General features: G+C 61.8%; 12 protein-coding genes and 1 pseudogene. 6 read left to right on the top strand and 7 right to left on the bottom strand.

Going from position 1 to position 19,990, the window contains the following annotated elements; all coding sequences use genetic code 11:
* The first annotated feature begins 104 nt into the window (after positions 1–104).
* Positions 105–863, top strand: a complete 759-nt coding sequence (locus tag AC1DZU_RS02170; RefSeq protein ID WP_477281306.1) for a COG4280 domain-containing protein — start codon at positions 105–107, stop codon at positions 861–863.
* Positions 860–1,075: a hypothetical protein gene (locus tag AC1DZU_RS02165; protein ID WP_477281304.1), complete on the top strand. Its 216-nt coding sequence runs from the start codon at positions 860–862 to the stop codon at positions 1,073–1,075. The genes AC1DZU_RS02170 and AC1DZU_RS02165 overlap by 4 nt, the downstream gene beginning before the upstream one ends.
* Before the next feature lie 16 nt (positions 1,076–1,091).
* Here AC1DZU_RS02165 and AC1DZU_RS02160 read toward each other — a convergent pair whose 3' ends face one another.
* The 4 genes from AC1DZU_RS02160 to AC1DZU_RS02145 all read right to left on the bottom strand — a co-directional run bounded on the left by AC1DZU_RS02160 (position 1,092) and on the right by AC1DZU_RS02145 (position 5,772).
* Complete coding sequence (locus tag AC1DZU_RS02160) at positions 1,092–1,991, bottom strand: aldose 1-epimerase (RefSeq protein WP_477281302.1); 900 nt, start codon at positions 1,989–1,991, stop codon at positions 1,092–1,094.
* Positions 1,992–2,110: 119 nt separating this feature from the next.
* Positions 2,111–3,106, bottom strand: a complete 996-nt coding sequence (locus AC1DZU_RS02155) for an ABC transporter permease (RefSeq protein WP_095083296.1) — start codon at positions 3,104–3,106, stop codon at positions 2,111–2,113.
* Positions 3,107–3,165: 59 nt separating this feature from the next.
* Positions 3,166–4,704 carry a sugar ABC transporter ATP-binding protein gene (locus AC1DZU_RS02150; protein ID WP_477281299.1) on the bottom strand — a complete coding sequence of 513 codons (1,539 nt, stop codon included), beginning with the start codon at positions 4,702–4,704 and terminating at the stop codon, positions 3,166–3,168.
* Between the two features lie 105 nt (positions 4,705–4,809).
* Positions 4,810–5,772 (bottom strand): sugar-binding protein, encoded by a 963-nt coding sequence (locus tag AC1DZU_RS02145; protein ID WP_095083299.1) that lies wholly within the window; start codon positions 5,770–5,772, stop codon positions 4,810–4,812.
* 579 nt (positions 5,773–6,351) lie between these two features.
* Between AC1DZU_RS02145 and AC1DZU_RS02140 the strand changes: the two genes are divergently transcribed.
* The 3 genes and pseudogenes from AC1DZU_RS02140 to AC1DZU_RS02130 form a co-directional block, all read left to right on the top strand.
* Entirely contained in the window at positions 6,352–7,464 is a 1,113-nt protein-coding gene (locus AC1DZU_RS02140) for a LacI family DNA-binding transcriptional regulator (RefSeq protein ID WP_477281297.1), read from the top strand.
* Between the two features lie 471 nt (positions 7,465–7,935).
* Complete coding sequence (locus AC1DZU_RS02135) at positions 7,936–14,991, top strand: Ig-like domain-containing protein (protein WP_477281295.1); 7,056 nt, start codon at positions 7,936–7,938, stop codon at positions 14,989–14,991.
* A 101-nt stretch (positions 14,992–15,092) separates the two neighbouring features.
* A pseudogene (locus AC1DZU_RS02130) lies at positions 15,093–15,422 on the top strand (substrate-binding domain-containing protein); the annotation flags it as partial.
* 227 nt (positions 15,423–15,649) lie between these two features.
* Here AC1DZU_RS02130 and dcd read toward each other — a convergent pair.
* From dcd to AC1DZU_RS02115, 3 genes are read right to left on the bottom strand one after another with little or no spacing between them, the layout of a single operon-like run.
* Positions 15,650–16,186, bottom strand: coding sequence for a dCTP deaminase (dcd, locus tag AC1DZU_RS02125; protein WP_477282202.1), 537 nt, complete (start codon positions 16,184–16,186; stop codon positions 15,650–15,652).
* 52 nt (positions 16,187–16,238) lie between these two features.
* Entirely contained in the window at positions 16,239–17,501 is a 1,263-nt protein-coding gene (locus AC1DZU_RS02120; protein WP_477281293.1) for a hypothetical protein, read from the bottom strand.
* Positions 17,485–17,928, bottom strand: a complete 444-nt coding sequence (locus AC1DZU_RS02115) for a hypothetical protein (protein ID WP_477281291.1) — start codon at positions 17,926–17,928, stop codon at positions 17,485–17,487. The genes AC1DZU_RS02120 and AC1DZU_RS02115 overlap by 17 nt, the downstream gene beginning before the upstream one ends.
* A gap of 537 nt (positions 17,929–18,465) precedes the next feature.
* Here AC1DZU_RS02115 and AC1DZU_RS02110 point away from each other — a divergent pair.
* Entirely contained in the window at positions 18,466–19,818 is a 1,353-nt protein-coding gene (locus tag AC1DZU_RS02110) for a tyrosine-type recombinase/integrase (protein ID WP_477281289.1), read from the top strand.
* The last annotated feature ends 172 nt before the right edge of the window (positions 19,819–19,990 follow it).

Raw genomic sequence — 19,990 nt, 5'->3', positions numbered from 1 at the left:
CGCTCCACTTGCTTTTTCGCTGCCACTGGAGCGCTGTATGGTGCTGACCGCATCATGATGCTGGATCGCGATCCCGAGGCAACGACCTTCCAAGAAGAATCTCCATGCAGACTCTGACACCCATCCTTTCGACCATCACGGCGGCATTCCTGGCGTCCTTCGTCGAGGTCGTCGAGGCCTTCACCATCGTGCTCGCTGTCGGGGTGACGCGCAGCTGGCGCCCGGCACTGACCGGCGCCGCACTGGCGCTGGCGCTGCTGGCGGCCCTGGTGCTGGCGTTCGGCCCGCTGCTGGCGCTTGTTCCCATCACCACGCTGCAGTTCGTCGTCGGGGTGCTGCTGATCCTGTTCGGCATGCGCTGGCTGCGAAAGGCCATCCTGCGCAGCGTCGGCGTCATCGCCCTGCATGACGAGGAGGCGGCCTTCTCCAAGGAAACCGCCGCCTTGCACCGGCAGGCCAACGACCGCCGCGCCGACTACCTCGCCGGGCTGGCGTCGTTCAAGGCGGTGCTGCTCGAGGGCGTCGAGGTGGTGTTCATCGTCATTGCCGTCGGCGCCGCACATGGACAGACGCTTTACGCCAGCCTCGGCGCGCTGGCGGCGTTCGTTCTGGTGATGCTTATCGGCCTGGCGGTCCACCGGCCGCTGGCGCGCGTGCCGGAAAATGCGCTGAAATTCGTCGTCGGGCTGATGCTGACCAGCTTCGGCATCTTCTGGACCGGCGAAGGCATCGGCGCCGACTGGCCAGGCGCCGATCTCGCCCTGGTCGCCATCTTCGCCATCGTCGCGCTGGCGTCGTTTGCCATGGTGCGCTGGCTGCGCGCTGCCTATCCCACACTCAGCGGCGGAGGGCTCGCCCGATGAACGTCATTCGGCTCGCGGCCAAGGAATTCTTCGGCATGTTCGTCGATGACGGCAGTCTGGCGCTGCTGGCGCTGGTCCTGGTGGCCATCATCACGGCGGCGGTGAAGCTGCTGGCGCTTCCGCCGCTGCTCGGCGGGGCCCTTTTGTTGATAGGCTGCCTCGCCATCCTGTTGCAAAGCGTTCGCCGTGCCGCACGCGGGACCAATCGGTAGGGCTGGCGCGGTTGCTTCAGGCCACAATCGCAAAGGGCATCAGGGACACGCTGCCAGCCGCACTTTCGCCTGGGGCGAGAACGATGATGCCCTCGTCCGGATCGTTCCATCCGCCCCGGTTGAAAGCGCCAGAGGCGTTGGTCTGCGGCTCGACGCAGAAATACGGTTTCGTCGGGTCGGCGTACAACATCAGGTGCTTGAAGACGGGATCGGCCTTGATGCGCAAGCCGGCGCCGCGCGCTGGAAACCGAAGCGTCGCTTCACCCGTCCAACCGCCATAGTCATTGTTGCGCCAGCCGGCGGGTAAAGGCCGGCCGCCGGCGAAGTCGAGTTCGGGTGCAAGCGTGATCGGATCGCCAGCGATGCCCAGCGGTTCCTCGAGATAGAACCGCGTCGCCTCGAACTGCAATGTGACGTCCGGGTCGCGATCGAACCAGGGATGCAGGCCAAAACCGAACGGCATGGAAACCGGCCCGGTGTTGGTCAGCGTCATGGTCACGCCGAGACCTTCCTCTGACACCACGAAAACCTGCGTCGCGCGGTAGGAGTAGGGTTCGACGCCGGCTGCGATATCCAGCGACAGCGTTGCCTGGGCGTCGCTCGCCTCAGCGACAGTCCAGGCGTGTTTCCAGCCACTGCCATGCACGTTGACTGTTTCGGGTGGATTGTTCGGCTGGACCTGCCAGCGCTTTGCCGCAAAGTCGAAGGCATTTCCAGCGATGCGGTTGGCGTAGGGCATCATAGGGAACATGGCGACGCCAAGCACGTTGCCCGCTTGCCGATCGTCATCGGAAAGCCGGCGCATGAGATCGATGCCGCGCCAGCGCAGCCCGCCCATACTGCCGCCAATTCGCGGCACGAGGTCGACCTCAAGCGCCCCGGCCCTGAGCGTCAACGGTTCAGGAACTGCATCCATCGTCTGCCATCCGTCCGCCATCGATATCAGGCAATGGCCCGATGTGCGTGTTCAGTGGATCGCAGAAGAACAGCACGGCTGCAATCATTTCATCGATACAGCTGTGCCGCGGCTGGCGGTTATTCCGCAGCCGCACCGGCCACGTTCTTGCGAGCGGCGTCGACCATCAGCCGCCTTGCCCGGAACACGCCCCATTGCTGGTCGACCAGCACGCCGATGAGGATGACGCCACCCATCACCGCGAAATTGAGCGAGGACGGGATGCCCAGCAGATTGACGAGGTTCTGCAGCTCCTGCAGCAGCACCGTGCCGAGGATGACGCCGATCAGCGAGCCCTCGCCGCCGCGCAGCGAGAAACCGCCGAGCACGGCCGCGGCAATGGCATAAAGCTCGTAGAACTGGCCGTGGCTGGCCGGCGAGATCGAGCGCGTGTACATGGCGAAATAGATCGCCGACAGCGCCGTCAGCACGCCGCAGATGACGTAAGCGGCCATGACGACGCGGCCGGTGCGGATGCCGGAATATTTCGCCGCCTCTTCGTTCTTGCCGATGGCATAGAGATAGCGGCCGAACACCGAGCGGTGCAGCACCACCCACATGACGATGGAGATGACGATCAGCGCGATGAAGCTGTTCGGCACGCCCCAGGAGCGGCCAGCCGTCAGGAATTCCAGGTCAGGAAAGTTCTGGCCGAAGGCGAAGCCGGCAGTGCCGTCGGCGGTGTAGAAGCGGGCGACGCCACGATAGATCAGCAGGCCGCACAGGGTGACGACGAAGGGCTGCAGCTTGAGCCGCGTGATCAGCCAGCCATGCACCAGGCCGATGATGGCGCCGAGCGCGATGATCAGCACGAAGGCCAGCGGCCAGTCCAGTTCGCGCACGGCGATGAAGTCGATGAACAGCGTTCCCAGCAACGCGACAACCGAGCCGACCGACAATTCGATGCCGCCGGTGATGATGACGAAGGCCTGACCGATCGACAGGATGCCGAACAGGCCGATCAGGTTCGAGGTGTTGGCGAGATTGATCGGCAGCAGGAAGCGCGGGTTGATGATCGCCACCACCGTTCCCACCACCAGGATCAGGATCAGCAGGCCGAGATCTTTCTTGCTCATCGTCTTCTCCCCAATGCCGCCTGAGCAGATCGCGCTTCCCGCGACCCCGCGGCAAAAAACTATTTCGGCTGCTTGCCCACCGCCAGCAGCAGCACGTTTTCCTGGCTGAACTGGTCCTTGTCGAGAATGCCCGAGATCTGGCCCTCATGCATGACGGCGATGCGGTCGGACACGCCGATCACCTCCTCCATGTCGCTGGAGATCATCAGCACGGCGACGCCGGCGTCGGCCAGGGCCCGCATCAGCCCGTAGATCTCAGCCTTGGCGCCGATATCGATGCCGCGCGTCGGCTCGTCGAGGATCATCACCTTCGGGTTCATGGCCAGCCATTTGCCGAGCACGACCTTCTGCTGGTTGCCGCCCGACAGCGTGCCGGTGCGTGTCTGCACCGACGGCGCCCTGATGCCGAGATTGCTCTTCTGCTTTTCGGCGGTGGCGGTCTCGGCACTTGTCGAAACCAGCGAGCGGCGCGCATGCGCCGGCAGATTGGGCAGCGAGATGTTCTGGGCGATCGACAGGTCGAGCAGGATGCCGGTCAGCTTTCGGTCCTCGGGCACGAGGAAGATGCCGTGAGCGACGGCATCCGCCGCCGAGCCCAGCGCAAGCGGCTTGCCGCCAAGCTCGAGCGCACCGCCAAGGCTGCTGTCGATGCCGAAAAACACCCGCGCCAGTTCGGTGCGGCCGGAGCCGACAAGCCCGGCAAGGCCGAGGATTTCGCCGCGCCTGACATCGAGATCGACAGGCCGGCTGGGATAGGCAGGGGTGCGGATGGCCTTGGCGGCAAGCGCGACCGCGCCGGGAGCCCGCGCGGCCTCGGAGGCTTTTTCGCGTTCCTTCAGCATGCGGCCGATCATCAGCTTGACCATCTGGTCGTGGTTGATGGCGCTCTTCTGCAGCGTGCCGGCCAGCATGCCGTCGCGCAGCACGACGACGCGGTCGGCGACACGCTCGACCTCATGCAGACGGTGCGAAATGAAGATGACGCTGATGCCGTCGGCCTTCAACGCCTTGATGACGTCGAGCAATTTGTCGGTTTCGGCGAGCGGCAGGCTCGATGTCGGCTCGTCGAGGATGACCAGCCTTGCCTTGATCGACAGCGCCTTGGCGATCTCGACCATCTGCTGCTGGGCCAGCGACAGAGCGGCAACCGGCGTGTCGGCCGAAAAATTGGCGCCGACGCGCTTCAGCAGCGGCGCCACCATGGTGCGCAGCCGGGCGCGGTCGACGAGCTTCAGTGCGCCGGCGCGCAACGGCTCGCGGCCAAAGAAGATGTTGGCCGCAACGTCGAGATTGTCGAACAGGTTCAGTTCCTGGTGGACGAAGGCGATGCCCGAACCGAGGCTGGCTTCGACCGAGAGCCCGTCATGGGCGATGCCGTCGACGGTGACGGTGCCGGTGTCGGGCCTGGTGACGCCGCCGAGGATCTTCATCAAAGTCGATTTGCCGGCGCCGTTTTCCCCGACGAGACCGATGACCTCGCCCGGCCTGACCTCCATGGAGAAGCCGTCGAGCGCGACGACGCCCGGATAGGTCTTGCGCACGTTCTCGAGCGTGAGGAACGGGGTGGACGCCGTTATGGATGTTTCGGAATAATTCATCACGCCTGACAGCAGCCGGTGGGCTACAGACTGACCGGCCTTCGCCGGCCCGTCAATACGATCGCCGGCTCAAGGCGAACCCTGAGCCGGCGTAACGGATTTGTCTCAGTTTCCGGACATCGCCTTCAGATTGGCGGCATAGGCGTCGACGTCGTCCTTGCCGATGATCTTGGTCGGGATGATGATCAGGCCGCCCTCCGGGATGCCCGACTTGTCGCCCTTGAGATAGGAAGCCATCAGCTTCATGCCCTGATAGGCCCATTCGAAGGGCTGCTGCACGACGGTGGCGGCAACGGTGCCTTCCTTGACGCCGCCCAGCGTGATCGGATCGTCATCGAAGCCGACGACGGTGATCGAGCCGAGCTTGCCGGCGTCGCGCAGCGCTTCATAGATGCGCGGCGTGTTGTAGGAATAGAAGCCGACCATGCAGGTGACGTCGGGGCTGGCGACCAGCGCGTCCTCGACGTTCTTCTTGGCGCGCGCCTGGTCGATGTCGTCGCCACGCACGTCGACGAGCTCGATCTTGGTGCCGGCGAGGCCGTCCTTCATGCCCTGGATGCGTTCCTTGGCATTGTCGGCGCCGAGCAGGCCGACGAAGCCGAGGCACTTGCCGCCATTGGGCATCGCCTTCTTGGCGATCTCGGCCGCCTGCTTGCCGGCATCGACGTTGGACGAGCCGATATAGGCGACACGCTTGGTCTGCGGGGCGTCACTGTCGGTAGTGAACAGCGCCGTTTGCGACGCGATCTTGTTCAGCCCGTCGGTCGAGGTCTTGGGATCGACTGCCGAGACCATGATGCCCTTGACGCCAGCCGTCACCAGGTCATCCATCAGCCGCTGCTGGATGGCGACGGAGGACTGCTCGGGATATTTGAGCTCGAGATTGTAGTCCGGCAGTTCGCCTTGCGCCTTCTTGACGCCGGCTTCCGCGGCCTTCCAGAAATCGGAAGCGCCGTTGACGACGAAGGCCAGTGTCGGCTTGTCGTCGGCGCGTGCGATGGCCGTCGCCGTCAGGCCGATGAGCAGCGCCGCTGTGGCTACGGATGCATTTCGTATCAAGGATTTCATGTTCAACCTCCCGTTTGGCTCAGTCGTTCGACTGACCGATCTTAGTCACCTGGAATTTGCCGTCTGCAGCTTGAACGCCCTCCTCCTCAAAGGGTCCCGGCGCCGAAACAACGGCGTCGTTCCAGCTGCGATCATGGACTTTAGAGACTCATCCTTCGTTCGTAAATAGTCCGATTTGTCAGACATATCACTTGTCCGGACAGAGCTTGCGGAGGTAGTGTCCGCTCGCCATCGGGCTGTTTTTCACGCGCTCCCGCCGCTCCCGGACCGACCGGGCCGGATGCGGTGGACTGACGGTACAGCGCATTTTTGTATTAGTAAACAGTATTAGTTTTTGAGCTGTATCCAGGGCAGTATTGCGGTTTCGCGGCGCACCTGCCGGCGAGTCGGTGCGTTACCTGTGCCTGGGGCCAAGCCTTGTGGCTTTTGGGTTCCGGCTTGGGTAGCACTGCGTGAAAGATGGACCTCGAGCGCACTTATAGATATAAATGATCGCAGCGATTTCTATAAATCGATAATGTCACGCCATCTTGTCGGCCTGACCGGCTGCCGCTAGACAGGCCTAGGATTGGGGATGCCATGAGCGAGACGACGGATCCGGAAACCCTCGACACGGCGAAACGGCGCAAGCCGCCGGCGAAGAGCGCCAGGGGCCGCGTCACCATGACCGACATCGCCAGGGCCGCTGGCTGCTCGCAGGCGACGGTGTCCTTCGTGCTCAACAATTCGCCCGGCATCAAGCTGTCGCAGCAGACCCGCGAACGGGTGATCGAGGCCGCACGCTCCCTCGGCTATACCGCGCCGGCCTTCTCCGCCCTGCGGGCGCCGGTGGCCTCGTTCGAAGGGCTTGACGGGGTGATCGGCTTTGCCGTCGACCAGCTAGCCACCAGCCCCGAAGCCGTGGTCGCCATCGAGGGCGCGCGGCAGGCCTCGTGGAACGCCGGCAACGTGCTGCTGGTGGCGCAGACGCTGGGCGATTCCGTCATGGAGCCACGCGCCATCGCCGCCTTGACCAAGCGGGGCATTTCGGCGCTGATCTACATGACCATCTTCACCCGCGAGATATCAGCGCCCGACTATCTCTACGGCCTCGACATCCCGGTGATCCTGCTCAATTGCTATACGGCGGACTATGCCTTCCCGGCCGTGGTGCCAAGCGAGATCGCCGGCGGACAAAGCTCCACCCGCCACCTGATCAGCCACGGCCACCGCCGCATCGCCACCATCACCGGCGAGCCGTGGATGCAGGCCGCACAAGACCGGCTGAAGGGCTATCGCCGGGCGCTCGCCACCGCCGACATCCCGTTCGATCCCGAACTGGTGGTCGAGGGCGACTGGTCGGCCAGCGCCGGCTATGCGGCGACCGTCAAGCTGTTGGCGCTGAAGGACCGGCCGACCGCCATCTTCTGCCAGAACGACCGCACCGCGATCGGCTGCTACGAAGCGCTGAAGGAAGCCGGCCTGCACATCCCGCAGGACATTTCCGTCGTCGGCTACGACGACGAGGAAATCGCCCGGCATTTGTTCCCACCGTTGACGACCTCGATCCTGCCGCACATGGCAATGGGACAATGGGCGATCGAGCAGCTCGAGGTGCCGGCGGCGCCTGGGCGAGGTCGCTATCCGATCACCAAGCTGGAATGCCCGCTGGTGGAACGGGAGAGTGTGCGGGCCGTGGCGGCCGTGTCCTAAAAAAGCGCGTCGCTTGTGGAGAGATACAGGCGACGCGCATTCGGTCTTCCATTGTCGATAGGGCCTTCGCTGCCCGGTTGTCCGCGGCCATGCAAAAGTCCGCCCAGAAATAGTCGAATGCCGCGAATTGACCGCGAGCAAGTCCCGACCTAGCGTCCGCCGCGGTTGGGTTTGGGTTGCCTCAAGAATTTGGTGCTTGAAACGGATGCGCTGTCCCTGGCGCGGCATCCGGGCGGACAGCTGTGTCCTGTCGACGGGCTCCAGCAGGGCACAAGGGGCGGATGACGCTTGAGCGGCAGGTCTTTTCGGATGGCGGGGCGCGACCCCTCGCGCGCCTGCGGTCCAGGACGCAGCGCGTCGGCGCATTCCTCTTGCCGACCAGGGTCGGCGGCTAAACCCAGAGGATCAATTTTTGCGGCGAACCCGGCCATCACCGCCAGGCGTCGGTGCGGGCGCTAACGAGGGACGACGATGACCACTTTCACGATTTCCGACCAGGCCACCCTCAATGCGGCGATCACCGCTATCGCGGGCCGCGCCGGGACAGACATCTTCAATTTCACGACCAGCTTCACGCTCAGTGGAAATATGACGCCGCTGTTCCTGACGGCCGGCGAAAACCTGACGATCAACGGCAATGGCCAGACGATTGACGGCGCCAACACCTATGGCGGCTTCGTCATCGAGCACGGCTTTGTTGCGATCAACGACCTCGACATCGTCCATTCCACGGCAAGAGGCGGTACTGGCGGTGTGTGGCAAGGCAATGGTAGCGGCGGCGGCGCCGGGCTGGGCGGCGGCCTGTTCGTCGGCGCCGGCGCCAATGTGACGATCAGTAATGTCGATTTCACCGGCGACCGGGCCATCGGCGGCAATGGCGGCGGTGTCAGCAGCACTTTCTCCAACGGTGGCCTTTGGAATGGCTTCCTCAACGATGGCACCGGCTTCGGTGCGGGCGGCATTGGCGGCACTGGCTCCGGCCCTGGCGGCAGTGGTGCAAGTGGTGGCTTCGGCGCCGGCGGCGGCGCAGCCACACCCTCTGCCGGCGCACCCAATGTGCCTGGAAATGGCGGCTGGGGCGCCGGTGGAGGCGGCGTGGGAAGCTTCAGCCATGCCGGATACGCCGGTGGCGGCGGCGGCCTGGGAGCAGGCGGCGCCATCTTCGTCGATACGCTTGGCGCGCTGACCATCGCCGGAGGCACGATCTCCGGCGGCGCGGTGCAAGGCGGCTCGGCTGGCCCGAATCAGGGCATCGGGGTCCAGGGTGGCGGCGGCGGCGGGTCGTCCGGTTCCGGCATCTTCCTGCACGGCACCACCATAAATTTCGCGACGGCGCTCGGGCAGATCTCGACCATCAACGACGTCATCCAGGACGGCGACGGCATCGGCGGCATTGTCATGAAAGGCGCTGGAACGCTGCAGTTGGGCGGCGCCAACGGCTTTGCCGGCGGCATCACCGTCTACAGCGGCACGCTTTCACTGGCCAACACAACCGCCGCCGGCTCGGGCGCCATCAACTTCTTCGGCCATGGCGCGCTGCAGCTTGCTTCGGGTGTGAACATTGCCAACCAGCTCAAGAATTTCGGCACATCCGACACGATTTCACTGCTCGGCTTCGGTTCGGCCAGCGGTGTCTCGTACAATTCAGCCACCCACGTTCTGACGGTCACACGCGCTACCGGGGTCAGCGAAACGCTGCAGCTCGACCTCACCCATAGTTATGCCGGCAATCATTTCGTGACGGCGACCGACGCCAACGGCAACACGACCATCTCGATCGCCAGCCTCATCGCCAACGGCGACTTCCAGCTGATCGATCTGTCGGACACCGGCCCCGGCGTCAGTGTCGATCACACTGCCGGCAATACCGTGAGTGGCTCGCTGACGGGCTGGACCGGATCCGGCTCATTCGGCGCGTTTGCGCCGACATCTGCCGCTTCGACCGGCTTTGCCGGCAGCAACATCGGCTTTCTCAGTGCGCAAAACAGCAGCGTATCGCAAACGGTCAACGCGCCTGGAAACTTCGACAGCTACAGCGTCGCGTTCGACCTGGGGAGCCGGGCTGACGCGGGCAACGGAACCACCGTGCGGGTGCAGGTCTTCGCGGGCGGGATCCAGATCGCCTCGCAGGATTACGACACCTCATCGGCTGTGCAGGGCCATGGCAGCGTCGCGCACTACGTGCTGAACACTGCCGCGCTCGACGCAACCACACGCGGCTTGGCGGTCCAGGTCCGCATCACCGATATCGGCATTGGCCAAGCGCTGTTCGACAATGTCGTGCTGACCGGCACCGACACCACCACGCCCGTAGTGACCAACCATCTCCAGACCGACACTGGCGTTTCGGGCATCGACACCCTCACCAACGTCGCGACTCTGACCGGGACGGGCGACGCCAACGCGATCGTGCATTTCACCGTCGACGGCACGCTCGTCGGCCAGACGGCGACCGCCAACGCCGCCGGCGTCTGGACATTCACGCCGACCGGCCTCTTGAATGGCCAGCACACCATCGTGGCGAGCGAAACGGACGACGCCGGCAACACCGGAACCTCGTCACTGACCTTCACCCTCGACACCACCTTGCCGGCGGTGACCAACCATCTCCAGACCGATACCGGCATTTCGAGCGCCGACACCATCACCAATGTCGCGACATTGACGGGATCGGGTGACGCCAACGCGATCGTCCACTTCACTGTCGACGGCAACCCAATCGCCCAGACGGCGACCGCAAACGGCGCCGGTGTCTGGACATTCGCGCCGACTGGCCTGCTGGACGGCCAGCACACCATCATTGCCAGCCAAACGGACGCCGCCGGCAACACCGGAACCTCGTCGACGACCTTCACCCTCGACACCACTGTGCCGCCGGTGACCAATCAGCTTCAGACCGATACCGGAACCTCTGGCAGCGACACCATCACCAACGTCGCGACGGTGACCGGATCGGGTGACGCCAACGCCATCGTGCACTTCACCGTCGACGGCAATGCTGTCGCCGGGACGGCGACCGCCAACGGCGCCGGCGTCTGGGCCTTCACGCCGACTGGCCTGCCGGACGGCCAGCACACCATCGTGGCGAGCCAAACGGACGCCGCCGGCAACACCGCAACGTCGTCGCTGGACTTCACCCTCGACACCAGCGCGCCGACCCTGACGATCTCCAGCGACATCGACCAGATCCACGCCGGCGAATCGGCAACGATCACGTTCACCTTCAGCGAGGACCCCGGCTCGACCTTTGCGTGGGACGGCTCGACGGGCGATGTCACCGTCAGTGGCGGTACGCTCAGCGCGATCACCGGCGCGGGCCTGACGCGGACAGCCATTTTCACGCCCAACGCGGTGCATGGTAGCATCGGCGTCGCCGGCACAACCTATAGCGATGCCGCGGGCAATCCCGGAGGCTCAGGCAACGCGATTGCGCTGACCGGGCTCGATCACAACATGATCAGCGGCACCGCGTTCGACGACAAAAACGGCAACGGTATCAATGACGACGGTGCCGTGCTGGGCGGAATTACCGTGCACCTTCTGGGCACGGACCATCTCGGCAACGCGGTCAACGTCTCGACCACGACCGGTCTCGATGGAGGCTATTCCTTCACCGACATCGTGGATGGCGCCTATTCTGTCCAGTTCGACGCCGACGGTCATATTTTCTCACCGGCGAACCAAGGTGGTGATGCCGCCCTCGACAGCGACGTCAATTCCCTGGGCATCGCGCCGACGATCGTCCTCGTGGAAAACGCCGACATCTCCCATGTGGACGCCGGCATGGCCGTGCCCGCCACGGTCGGCGATTTCGTTTTCAACGACACCAACCTCAACGGTCGCCAGGACGTCGGCGAGGTGGGAATTGCCGGTGTTTCCGTCTCACTTGTCGACACATCCGCGGCGCATAACATCCTGGCAACCACCACCACCGATGTGAACGGGCACTACAATTTCACCAATCTCCTGCCCGGTTCCTATCAGCTGCAGATCACGGCGCCCTCGGGATATGTGCTGACAACACAGGACTCGCCTGTCTCCAACGACGCGACCGACAGCGACGTGTCCGTGTCAACCGGGCTGACTGGTGCATTCAGCTTGATCGAGGGCCAGAACGACACCAGCCGTGATGCCGGCATGTATGCCTTGCCGACCTTTGCCGGTCTCGACGGCGACGCGGCGACCTTCACCGAGGACGGGCCGGCTGTCCATCTCGATACCGGCACCGCCGCTTCGCTGGCCGATGCCGACGGCACGATCTTTTACACCTACGATTCAAACAATCTGGCGCAGCCCGGGCATCTCACGGTCTCGATCACCGGCGGCGGCACTGCGACCGAGGACGTGCTTGGCTTCGACACGTCAGGCGATGTTTCGCTTTCCGACGGCCTCACCGCCGGCAGCGTCGTCGCGGTCGGCGGGGTAACCGTAGGAACGATCGCGGCCGGTGGCGATGGCCAGAACGGACATGACCTGTCCGTCACTCTCGATCTCTCGCTGAGCAACGCGAATTTCGAAACGCTGCTGCATGCATTGACCTATTCCAACAGCAACGGCGCCGACCCATCGGCCGCCGACCGCACGGTCACGGTGAGCTTCGACGGCGATCTACAGACACATACGGCAACGACGACGGTCCACGTCACCGCCGTCAACGACGCGCCGGCAGCCGCGAACGACAGCTACAACGCCAGCGAGGACACGCAGCTGACGATTGCGGCGCCCGGTCTGCTGGCCAACGACAGCGATGCCGACCACGATCCGCTGACGGCGCTGCTGGTCAACGGCCCGTCACACGGCGTGCTGACGCTGAATGCCGACGGATCGCTGAGCTACACGGCGGACGCCAACTACAACGGCGCCGACAGCTTCACCTATAAGGTCGGTGACGGGACGACGACCTCGAACGTCGCCACGGTCAGCATAAACGTGGCGGCGGTTGATGACCCCGGGCTTGCGGCGGTCGATTCCTTTTCGACCAACGAGGCGACGGCGATCGGCCCGGGCTTCAACGTCTTCGCCGACAATGGCGACGGCGTCGATGTCGACATCGACAATCCGCTTTCAGTCGCCGCCGTGAACGGCGTCGCCGGCAATGTCGGCACCGAGATCACGCTGGCTTCCGGCGCGCTGTTGACGCTGAATGCGGACGGCACCTTCGACTACGACCCGAATGGTGTCTTCAACGATCTGCCGGGTGCGTCGTCAGGTGCGAGCAACACGACCGCAACCGACAACTTCACCTATACGCTCGCCGGCGGCAGCATCGGCACGGTGACCATCGCCGTGCATGGGCTCGATGGCGACGCCGACAATCTGATCGGCACGGCGGGCGCCGACACGCTGAATGGCGGCATCGGCGCTGACACCATGCATGGCCTTGCCGGCAACGACATCTACACCGTCGACAATGCCGGCGACCAGGTATTCGAGGCGGCGGGCGAAGGCACCAATGACACCGTCCGGACCTCGGTCAGCTATGCACTGGCCGCGGGCCAGCAGATCGAGACGCTGGCAACGGACAATGTTGCCGCCACGACCGCCCTCTCCCTGACCGGCAATGAGTTCGCTCAAACCATCATCGGCAATGCCGGCGCCAACATCATCGACGGCCTTGGCGGCGCCGACACGATGCAAGGCGGTCTGGGCAACGATACCTACATTGTCGACAATGCCGGCGACCAGGTGATCGAGGCCAACGGCCAGGGCACCGACAGTGTCTTCAGCTCCGTCTCCTTCAATCTCTTCGGCCAGGAGATCGAGACCCTGACGCTGACCGGCACAGGGTCCATCAACGGCACCGGCAACGCTCTCGCCAACACCATCACCGGCAACAGCGGCGACAACGTCATCGACGGCCTTGGCGGCGCCGACACCATGCAAGGCGGCACCGGCAACGACACCTACTATGTCGACAATGCCGGCGACCGTGTCTTCGAGCTCAACGGCCAGGGCATCGACAGCGTCTTCAGCTCCGTCTCCTTCAACCTCTCAGGCCAGGAGCTGGAGAACCTGACGCTGCTCGGCGCCGCAAGCATCGACGGCACCGGCAATTCGGCCGCCAATGTTCTCACTGGCAATTCCGGCGCCAACACGCTCATCGGGCTCGGCGGCAACGACACGCTGGACGGCAAGGCCGGCGCCGACACCATGCAGGGCGGCGTCGGCAACGACATCTATTACGTCGACAACGCCGGCGACCATATCATCGAGGCCAACGGCCAGGGCACCGAGAGCGTCTTCAGTTCCGTCTCCTTCAACCTCTCCGGCCAGGAGCTGGAAAACCTGACGCTGCTTGGCGCGGCAAACCTCGACGGCAACGGCAATTCCACCGGCAATTTTCTCACTGGCAATTCCGGCGCCAACACGCTCTTCGGGCTCGGCGGCAATGATACGCTGGATGGCATGGCCGGCGCCGACACCATGCAGGGCGGCCTCGGCAACGACACCTATTTCGTCGACAATCTCGGCGATCATGTCATCGAGCTCAACGGCCAGGGCTTCGATACGGTCAACAGCGCCATTTCGTTCAACCTCTCCGGCCAGGAGCTGGAGAACCTGACGCTTCTCGGCACTGGCAACATCAACGGAACCGGCAATTCGACCATCAACGACATCACCGGCAACAGCGGCAACAACATCCTCGACGGCCTCGGCGGCGCCGACACCATGCGGGGCGGCCTCGGCAACGACACCTATTTCGTCGACAATATTGGCGATCATATCTTCGAGCTCAACGGCCAGGGCATCGACAGCGTCTTCAGTTCCGTCTCCTTCAATCTCTCGGGCCAGGAGCTGGAAAACCTGACGCTGACCGGCGCGGGCAACCTCGACGGCACCGGCAACTCGACCGGCAACACGCTCAACGGCAATGCCGGCGCTAACACGCTCATCGGGCTTGGCGGCAACGACACGCTGGACGGCAAGGCCGGGGCCGACACGATGCAGGGCGGCACCGGCAACGACATCTACTTCGTCGACAATGCCGGCGACCGGCCGATCGAGCTCGACGGCCAGGGCACCGACACGGTCAACAGTTCCGTCAGCTTCAATCTCTCCGGCCAGGAACTGGAGAACCTCAACCTGCGCAGCGGGGCTTCCATCAACGGCACCGGCAACCACATCGACAATGTCATCACCGGCAATTCCGGCGACAACATCATCAACGGCCTCAGCGGCAACGACACGTTGACCGGCGCGCAGGGCCATGACAGTTTCCTCTTCACCACTGCACTCAGCCTCGTCGTCAATGTCGACACCATCACCGACTTCTCGGTGGTCGACGACACCATCGTGCTCGATCACGCGATCTTCGCCGCCCTTGCCGGCAACGGCACGCTGAGCGCCGACCAGTTCACCGCCAACGCCTCCGGCACCGCCACCTCCGCCGACCAGCACATCATCTACGAGACCGACACCGGCTGGCTCTACTATGACAGCAACGGCGATGCCGCCGGCGGCTCGAAGCATTTTGCGACGGTGGCGGCGAACCTGGCGATGACGAACGCAGATTTTGTCGTGGTGTGAGGGGGAAGGCAGAGGTCACCATCCGGGGAGCTGGGATGGTGGGCTTTCGTGGGCCGACCCCCTGAGACGGTCGATGCGAGGAACTGTCGCCACCTCACGCGCCGTGGATGCAGGCCGCGCAAGACCGGCTGAAGGGCTACCGCCGGGCGCTCGCCACCGCCGACATTCCGTTCAATCCGGAACTGGTGGTCGAGGGCGACTGGTCGGCCAGCGCAGGCTATGCCGCGACCGTCAAGCTGTTGGCGCTGAGGGACCGGCAGACCGCCATCTTCTGCCAGAACGACCGCACCGCGATCGGCTGCTACGAAGCGCTGAAGGAAGCCGGCCTGCACATCCCGCAGGACATTTCCGTCGTCGGCTACGACGACGAGGAAATCGCCCGCCACCTCTTCCCACCACTGACGACCTCGATTCTGGGCGATCGAGCAATGGAGGCACTGGCGGCATCCACGAGCTGGCCAGCGTTCTGATCGCTGCGGCGATCGCCAATGACATTCACCGGTAAATGACGGGTATCGAATGGCAAGGTGGTGGCGCTGCCGAACCGGAAACGGAGGCATGATCCGCACACGTGAAAAAAGCGATGGAACGCGGTGGAACGGTGGATAGCGTTGATATTGCTTCACCGCTCAAATCATGTGGTGGAACAGGCCCATCGCTAGATGGCACTAAGCTTATTTAGAACTTCATCTGCGCGTACAGACCCGAGGACAGGTTTGCGTCGGCCCGTGAATTGACTTGTCGCAAATTTCGGGTCCGGTCCAACGTCATGCAGAAATATTTGGCAGATTTCCATTCCAGGCATGAGGGCGATGGGCACCTCTCCGACATTGCTCAACTCTAGGGCAAGACAACCAGCGAAACCTGGCTGAATTCCCGATGCTGTCTCGATAATCAAGCCGCGCCTCCCGAGAGACGATTTGCCAGTAACGTAGCCAGCCAAGTCAGACGGTAGACGCAACCACTCTAATGTAATGCCCAACACAAAATTTCGCGGATGGATGATAAATCGCTCGCCAAATCGAACGAAATGTTCCTTCGTCGGAACAGGCTCATCCTCAGGCTTGCTTACTTTCAACAGCTCTGTTCGAGCGTGGCGCATAGTCCGGAACCATCGTCCTAGGCGTAAATCGAGTGATGCAGCGCCTGTGTCTGATAGACGCTTAAGGTTGGGAGGCGGAACGATCGAGAGCATCCCCGGATCAGCATTCGCAGCAAGATTTAGCCGTGCCGTCAGTCCTGTGCTGCTAAGCATTTGCGACACCTTTTGTTTTCGTCTCGAATTCCATTACCTCCATCGTCTTAAATACAAGATCATTGAGTATATCGAGACGGGCCTGGTCGTTGAAATTGAACTTTGACCACAAAGGCCAATCTAGCCGTACTTTCCAGCCGGCATTCACAATATCACCAAGCGTCTTGGTCGATGACGCGGGCGAAAGCGCGCAAAACTGCTTTACGATACGATCTCGCTCACCCTTGCTGGGCACCGGCAATGCGCTTGCCTCGATGAGAACCTTCACCGATTCAATCAATTCAGCAGTCATGGCCTGGGAGGACAAATCGGCCATCTTAAGTACAAACTCATCTCCGCTCGGTATTCGTTTGGGTGGATCGAAGAAATACGTCAGAAAATCAGCAGGCGGATCGATGGCAAAAATCTTGCACGCCTCTAAAAGAACCCCAACTCTCGATACAAGTGCCGGATAGTGTGGAGCGCGATCTCCGATGTTTGGTGCGATTAGATATAGAAAAGAATATAGAAATCCTTCACCGAATATACGTAGACCAATTATGTCACAAAAAATCTCTTCTATCTGACGCGTCGCTAATTTATAAGACTGCGTCCAGATGTTCCTTAGGAACAAGTCGGTTAAAAGATCTTGTGATGCATTAGTAATATTAAATGTCTTCTGAAAGTCCTTCCAGTTGGCGACGTATGCTTCCACCAAGGATTTTTGAAGTGTTTTATCTAGGTTCGCAAGGGCTGCGCTTCTATCTTGCTTCTTCCGCCATATGGAGTGTCCAATCTCGTGCCCCGCAAGCGGAATTATTAGAGAATTGCTCGCCTCTGTTGAAGGAAGTCCGATAAACATGAGATTTGGAAGATCATCAGTTACGGCAGGATAGGTGAATGGAGAAAAATCCCATTCTGAACTGACAATCAATTTCGCGTCTTTGCCGTTGACCGTCCTGCATAGTTGCAAAAGGGGATCGTAAATCTCGAATGCATTCCTTACGTTCGTCGAGCGAAGGATAAATCCAAGAACCGTGTAATAACGGGCAATGCGGGCATTGGCATGAGCACATGCTTGCTGCCTGATTTGAACGTCAGTCGTCTCGTCCATGCCAGCCAAGCGGGCTAGATCAGATTTATAAAGACCTATTAAGAGTACGAGAGCTGCTTTGGGCTCTTCGTAAGGAAACTCCGATAACTGAAGCTGCTTAACTTGCTCTATTACCGAAAGCAGCTTTTGTTTTACGAAGTCAACATCAAGCGAACCGGGCATCGTGCACCGGCATCCACTCGTCATCGGCTGCTGGTGTCAGCTCATTCAAGAGCACGCGATGAAGGGATAGGCAGAAGCGTTTCAGCCCGGTGACAATACCATCGTCGGTGGTCTTGCCTGCGCCAACATCATTCACGTTATGAACGAGTGTCTTCACTCTCTCTTCAAGCTCACCCATATTGACCGGAGGCGCGTCTTCAACACTGTATAACGCAGAGCTGAGAATTTCGACGTTGACGGGATTTTCACTTAACGCAAATAGGCCAGCAGCAGGCACGTGACCTGATGGCGATTCAAGATATTTGCCAAAAGAGGATATGATGCCCAGGTCGGCATCCTTATGCTTCTGAAGCCGGTCAAGCTGAATTGCGGCATCCAACGTCAAGGATGGGAAGTCGACGGTGTCCATTCGAAGCTGGTTTTGCATAGAAATCCCCCTGGGTGATTAGGGCCGCACGCTATCTGCGTCGGGAGTCTGCCGTCAATGCACGAAATTCGTTAAGGAACAACCCTGTTCCTCGAACAGGGTTCAGTTCGACGATATGTCATGTGTATCACCGCCCTTTTTTGTCCACTGCCGAGGCAAGATATAATCGAGCATGGCGAAAATGCGAGAATATCTCGGCGGAACTGAGGCGGACGCGTTTTCATCTCTTGGTGAGTATTTGGTGAGTGGCAATCCGTCGATTTTTCAGGAGCTTCGGCTAACCCTTGGTTCTATTATTTATTGGCGTATTTATTGGCGCACCCGACAGGATTCGAACCTGTGACCTCTGCCTTCGGAGAATGGATAGTGGCTTTCGCCGAACCTATCCGATTCTATCCGAATACGCGCTATGCCACTGAAATCACAAAACAAATTTGAAATCGTCCAGCGCCGACGGTACGACGGGACGGCTCAACCCCCTCCCTGCCGTGCTTACGCTTTGCTTACGCGGGGATTCTGTCAAGGAGACACCCTAGCATGGCGAAGCTGACCAAACGAACCGTCGATGCCTCCAAAATCAAATCCTCGGACTATGTCCTATGGGACGACGACCTTCCGGGGTTTGGGTTGCGCGTCTTCAAATCGGGCAAGCGCAGCTATGTCGTGCAGTACCGCACAGCCGGTCGCTCGCGTCGCTACACCATCGGCCTGCACGGCGTGTGGACACCTGAGGAAGCCAGGCGCGAGGCGAAAGTCCTGCTGGGCCAGGTCGCAAGGGGCGGCAACCCCGCCGAGGAGCGCAAACTCGATCGCGAGGCGATCACGGTCAAAGAACTCTGCACCCGCTACCTCGAAGATCTCAAGAATGGGCTCGTACTCGGGAAAAGGGGGCGGCCCAAAAAATCCACGACAATCTCCACCGACGTCGGGCGCGTCGAGCGCCACATCGTTCCGCTGCTCGGTAGTCGACGGGTAAGGGACTTGGCTAAGTCCGACATTACCCAGGCCATGAAGGACATCATGGCGGGCAAGACACGCGCGAACGTGAAGACGGACAAATTGCGTGGCCGCGCAATCGTGCGCGGCGGAGCCGGTACGGCAGCCCGAACGATAGGGCTCTTCGGCGGCATTCTCAGCTATGCGGTCGAACTCGGCATCATCGAGCAAAACCCCGTGCATGGCGTTCGCAAGCCGAAGGACAGGATGAACGCCCGCCGCCTCAGCGAGCAGGAGTATCGCACCCTCGGTGATATTTTGCGAAAGGCGGTCGACGACGGGCAATACGAGACCACCGCAGAAATGATCCGGGTGATCGCCCTGACGGGTTGCAGACGCAGCGAGGTCATCTGCCTGCGTTACGGCGAGGTCGATATCGAGGGCAGTTGTCTGCGCCTGACCGACAGCAAGGAAGGAGCGTCAGTGCGCCCGATCGGTCTGCCGGTCCTGGAATACCTCGAGGGTCGCCGCGACGAGGAACAGGGTGCTGAAGACTATGTCTTTCCCGGCTGGGAGGATGACACGCCATTCGGGAGCTTCCCCAGGCACTGGACGAAGCTACTCGAGGAGACCGACCTGGTCGGCATCACACCCCATGTTCTGCGGCACAGCTTCGCTAGCATCGCCAATGACCTTGGGTTCACCGAGGCGACTATCGCCGCCTTGGTCGGTCACTCACGAGGGTCGGTGACGAGCCGTTACATCCACACTGTGGACACGGCGCTCATCATGGCGGCTGACAGCATCGCTGGCTACATTCAGGGCCTGCTGGACGGCGTCGCCTTCAGCCACACCTCCTATGCGCTCGACCGGGATTCCAGGAAGTCAGCGCTTGCGCATTTCCTGGGACAGGCCACCCAGAACGAGAACGAAACCCGCCAAGCTGCCGCCTGATAGAATGTCCGCTTTGCGCCGGTGGGTTCAATAGGTCATTGCAACACCTTCTGTAGCCTATCGGCCGGCGTTTCGAAGTCCAGGATTTTTCAGTGTCGCATTCTGTTAGACCGCCATGCCGCCGACCGGCAGACATAACTCAGAATGTTGATTTCGAGGCCGGACGAAGAGT

It is taken from the genome of Mesorhizobium sp. P2_A12 (assembly GCF_056405075.1).
Note: the sequence above shows the minus strand (reverse complement) of the source record. Positions and strands in the feature narration are given on the sequence as shown.

Excerpts from the sequence above, each read along its gene's own strand:
- AC1DZU_RS02150 (WP_477281299.1), bottom strand. The coding sequence starts at position 4,704 with ATGAATTATTCCGAAACATCCATAACGGCGTCCACCCCGTTCCTCACG.
- AC1DZU_RS02160 (WP_477281302.1), bottom strand. The coding sequence starts at position 1,991 with ATGGATGCAGTTCCTGAACCGTTGACGCTCAGGGCCGGGGCGCTTGAG.
- AC1DZU_RS02110 (WP_477281289.1), top strand. The coding sequence starts at position 18,466 with ATGGCGAAGCTGACCAAACGAACCGTCGATGCCTCCAAAATCAAATCC.
- dcd (WP_477282202.1), bottom strand. The coding sequence starts at position 16,186 with ATGCTCTCGATCGTTCCGCCTCCCAACCTTAAGCGTCTATCAGACACA.
- AC1DZU_RS02165 (WP_477281304.1), top strand. The coding sequence starts at position 860 with ATGAACGTCATTCGGCTCGCGGCCAAGGAATTCTTCGGCATGTTCGTC.
- AC1DZU_RS02115 (WP_477281291.1), bottom strand. The coding sequence starts at position 17,928 with ATGCAAAACCAGCTTCGAATGGACACCGTCGACTTCCCATCCTTGACG.
- AC1DZU_RS02120 (WP_477281293.1), bottom strand. The coding sequence starts at position 17,501 with ATGCCCGGTTCGCTTGATGTTGACTTCGTAAAACAAAAGCTGCTTTCG.
- AC1DZU_RS02135 (WP_477281295.1), top strand. The coding sequence starts at position 7,936 with ATGACCACTTTCACGATTTCCGACCAGGCCACCCTCAATGCGGCGATC.
- AC1DZU_RS02170 (WP_477281306.1), top strand. The coding sequence starts at position 105 with ATGCAGACTCTGACACCCATCCTTTCGACCATCACGGCGGCATTCCTG.
- AC1DZU_RS02140 (WP_477281297.1), top strand. The coding sequence starts at position 6,352 with ATGAGCGAGACGACGGATCCGGAAACCCTCGACACGGCGAAACGGCGC.
- AC1DZU_RS02145 (WP_095083299.1), bottom strand. The coding sequence starts at position 5,772 with ATGAAATCCTTGATACGAAATGCATCCGTAGCCACAGCGGCGCTGCTC.
- AC1DZU_RS02155 (WP_095083296.1), bottom strand. The coding sequence starts at position 3,106 with ATGAGCAAGAAAGATCTCGGCCTGCTGATCCTGATCCTGGTGGTGGGA.